4 protein-coding genes and 1 pseudogene are annotated in these 3,051 nt (G+C 61.4%); all 5 read left to right on the top strand.

Going from position 1 to position 3,051, the window contains the following annotated elements; all coding sequences use genetic code 11:
* Positions 1-93: pseudogene (locus AAFO90_RS24420) on the top strand (IS5/IS1182 family transposase); the annotation flags it as partial.
* Positions 94-400: 307 nt separating this feature from the next.
* Positions 401-1,207 carry a peptidase G2 autoproteolytic cleavage domain-containing protein gene (locus AAFO90_RS24425; RefSeq protein ID WP_347511132.1) on the top strand — a complete coding sequence of 269 codons (807 nt, stop codon included), beginning with the start codon at positions 401-403 and terminating at the stop codon, positions 1,205-1,207.
* Positions 1,204-1,518, top strand: coding sequence for a phage holin family protein (locus AAFO90_RS24430; protein ID WP_347511133.1), 315 nt, complete (start codon positions 1,204-1,206; stop codon positions 1,516-1,518). Before AAFO90_RS24425 ends, AAFO90_RS24430 begins: the two co-directional genes overlap by 4 nt.
* A gap of 73 nt (positions 1,519-1,591) precedes the next feature.
* A complete protein-coding gene (locus AAFO90_RS24435; RefSeq protein ID WP_347511134.1) occupies positions 1,592-2,374 on the top strand; it encodes a glycoside hydrolase family 19 protein in 783 nt (260 codons plus the stop codon).
* Between the two features lie 44 nt (positions 2,375-2,418).
* Positions 2,419-2,757 carry a hypothetical protein gene (locus tag AAFO90_RS24440; RefSeq protein WP_347511135.1) on the top strand — a complete coding sequence of 113 codons (339 nt, stop codon included), beginning with the start codon at positions 2,419-2,421 and terminating at the stop codon, positions 2,755-2,757.
* Positions 2,758-3,051 lie beyond the last annotated feature (294 nt).

Here is a 3,051-nt window from a genome sequence, read left to right on the forward strand (position 1 = left end):
TCGAAGGATTGGGAAAAATCCATCGCCAGCGCGGCAGCTTGGGTCACAATCGCACACATCCGCCGCGTCACGCGGATGCTCGCAAGACAATGAATTCACTCGAAAAGTTTTGAATCAGACTCTTAGGTTCTACACCTACGTGAGTACGGCTTCGTCCAGCGATTTGGTGGTCAGTCGTATGTCACTTGACGCAGCAGGCAACCTAGGTGTGGGAGTAGAAAACCCGAGCGCTAAGGCCCACTCTCAAAGCTCTGAGGCATCCGGTATTTCTATCTTCGCAGAAGCGGTAAACGCCTCTTTTACCGGCGACACGCTCTTGGTGAGAACTTCGCGTGCTGGGTCTTCTGCGTTCGATCTCATCGATGCTCGGAGCAACGGAGGTTCTGATGCAGAATTTCGGGTGCGCGGCGATGGCACGGTCACTTCAGACGTTGGGTTCACAGGCGGCGGCGCGGACTATGCGGAATACTTCGAATGGGTGGATGGGAACCTTGCTGGCGAAGACAGGAGGGGGCTCTCTGTTGTTCTGGATGGTGACAAGATCCGGCTGGCACTGCCCGGTGAAGATCCGATCGGCGTCATCTCTGCCAACCCATCCGTGATCGGTGACGGAGATATTGATCGCTGGAAGGGCAAGTATCTCAAGGACGCCTTCGGGGCCTACATCTGGGAGGATTACGAGGCGCTGAGCTGGACCGAGGTCGTCACCGAAACCGAGACGATTCAGAAACAGGCCAGCGAAGCGCAGGAGCGCACCCGCGAGGTGATCGAGGTGGTGGATGGCGTGGCGGTCAAAAGAACCGTGACTGAAACCGTACAGGTGCCGCTCTTCGATGTGTTCCCGCTGGTGGATGAAAGCGGGGCACCTGTTTTGGGCGGTAATGGCAGCCAGCTGATCCACCGTGAGCCGCGCATGGTCGAGGTTCAAGAGGAAACCACCAAGGAGGAAAAGCGCAGCTATGCAGCTGACGAGGTGCCGGATGGTGTTGCGGTTCCGGCTGATGCCGAGCGCGTCACGCAGCAGCGCCGCAAGCTGAACCCGGATTATGACCCATCGCAGGACTACACGCCGCGCGCCGACCGGCCTGAGTGGGACACGGTGGGGCTCATGGGAAAGCTGCGGCTCCTCAAGGGGCAGCCCACGGGCGGGCGCTGGATCAAGATGCGCGATGTGAGCGCGGATGTAGAAGAATGGTTGGTGAGATGACGGAACCTGGCCTGGTGGACTGGCTGTCCAATCTGATCGGCGGTGCGGCAACAACGCTGGTAGGCGCCGCGATCGGCCGCCTGATGTGGCATTCCGGCGAGGTGCGCAAAGGGCAGCGCCGCTTCTTCAGCCGGGAGCTTTTGTGGGAGATCCCGGTGGTGTTTGGCATGGCCTTCATTGGCGAGGCTATTGCCAGCTACCTTGGTGCCAATGCCACGGTTGGAACCGGCATTGTGGCCCTTGCCGCCTATTACGGCCCCCGCGGCACCGAAGTGGTGTTGGCCAAATGGCTGACCCGCGCCAAACCCTGACCTGATCCCCCGAACCCTGAAACCGCCCCGCCAAGGATGCCCTTGCGCGGGGCTTTTGCATTGGAGGCTTTCCATGCCTGACATTCTCACCTTTGAAACTCTGCAGAAGATCACCGGCCCGATCGCGCCGGGCAGTAACCAGGCGCGCAATGCGCAGTCCTTCCTGCTGGCGTTGAACCGGCACGGATACGATCTGGGTCTGAACCAACCGCACCGGCTGGCCTACCTGCTGGGGCAGGTGCTGCTGGAAAACGGCGCCTTCCGCTATGACCGGGAAATCTGGGGCCCGACCTCGGCGCAGGCGCGCTATGACACCCGCACGGATCTCGGCAACACGCCGGAACGGGATGGTGATGGCTACAGGTACCGGGGCCGCACCGGCATGCAGATCACTGGCCGGGCCAATTACCGCGCCTTCACCGCCTGGGTGCGCCGCCTCGATCCCACCGCGCCGGATTTTGAAGCGGATCCAGATGCGGTGAACCTCGATCCCTGGGAGGGGTTGGGGCCGCTCTGGTACTGGTCGATGCGTGGTCTGAACCGGCTGGCCGACCGGGGCGATATCCGGGCCGTCACGCGGCGTATCAATGGCGGCTACAATCACCTGTCCGAGCGCAAGCGCTGGACCCTGCGCGCGCAGCTGGTGCTGCTGGGATATGGCACCACGGATCTGCGCGCCTTCCAGCGCGCGGCTGGCCTCAAGGTAGACGGCATTCCCGGCCCGAAATCCCATGCGGCGCTGCATGCGGCTCTGCTGGCCCTACCGCCCATCGCGCCTCCGAAACCAACACCCACAACCGAAACCACCGGGATCCGCGCCTTCCTTGCGCGGTTCCTTCCCTGGCTGACCGACTGATCCAGCGGCCGTTTCTTTCCCACTCCAAAACAAAGGACATACCCATGAACTGGAATGACATTCTGCAACAGCTTCAGCCCGCGCTGATCAGTGGCCTGAGCTTGCTCCTGACCGTTCTGATCGGCGGCGCTGCCCAGGTGGCGAAACAACGCTTCGGCCTTGAGATCGAGGCCCGCCACCGCGAGGCCCTGCACAGCGCCCTGATGAGCGGGGTCCGCGCCGCGATCGAGGACGGCCCCGGCGCCGGAAAGGATGTGCTGGTCGAGCAGGCCGTCACCTATGCCCGCGAGTCCGTGCCCGACGCGATCGCGCGGCTGCGGCCCAGTGAGGAGGTATTACGCCGCTTGGTGGTCGGTAAGCTGAAGGAGATCGGCTTAAAGTAGGGCGATCATCAAAAGAGGCCCTGCTGTTTGGTGGGAGCCCATTCGTTTAAAAAACGATGGTTTCTAGACCGATGTCGGCACTGCTCAGATCGCAGCCTTTGCAACATTTGTGCTTTGCATCTAGGCGAACCCTGCGGGACACTCTGCGTGTTCAACAAAACGGGAAGGACTGAACCGCCCCGGGTTTACCGGAGAGTAAAACTCTCAAAGGATGAACCCTATGGACCAGAAGAAGCACACCCCGAAGTACACAGCCGAGTTTCGCGAGCGCGGTGTTCGGCTGTATCGCGAACA

Origin of the sequence: Phaeobacter sp. CAU 1743 (genome assembly GCF_039839315.1) — a bacterium.
Classification (GTDB): domain Bacteria; phylum Pseudomonadota; class Alphaproteobacteria; order Rhodobacterales; family Rhodobacteraceae; genus Phycobacter; species Phycobacter gallaeciensis_A.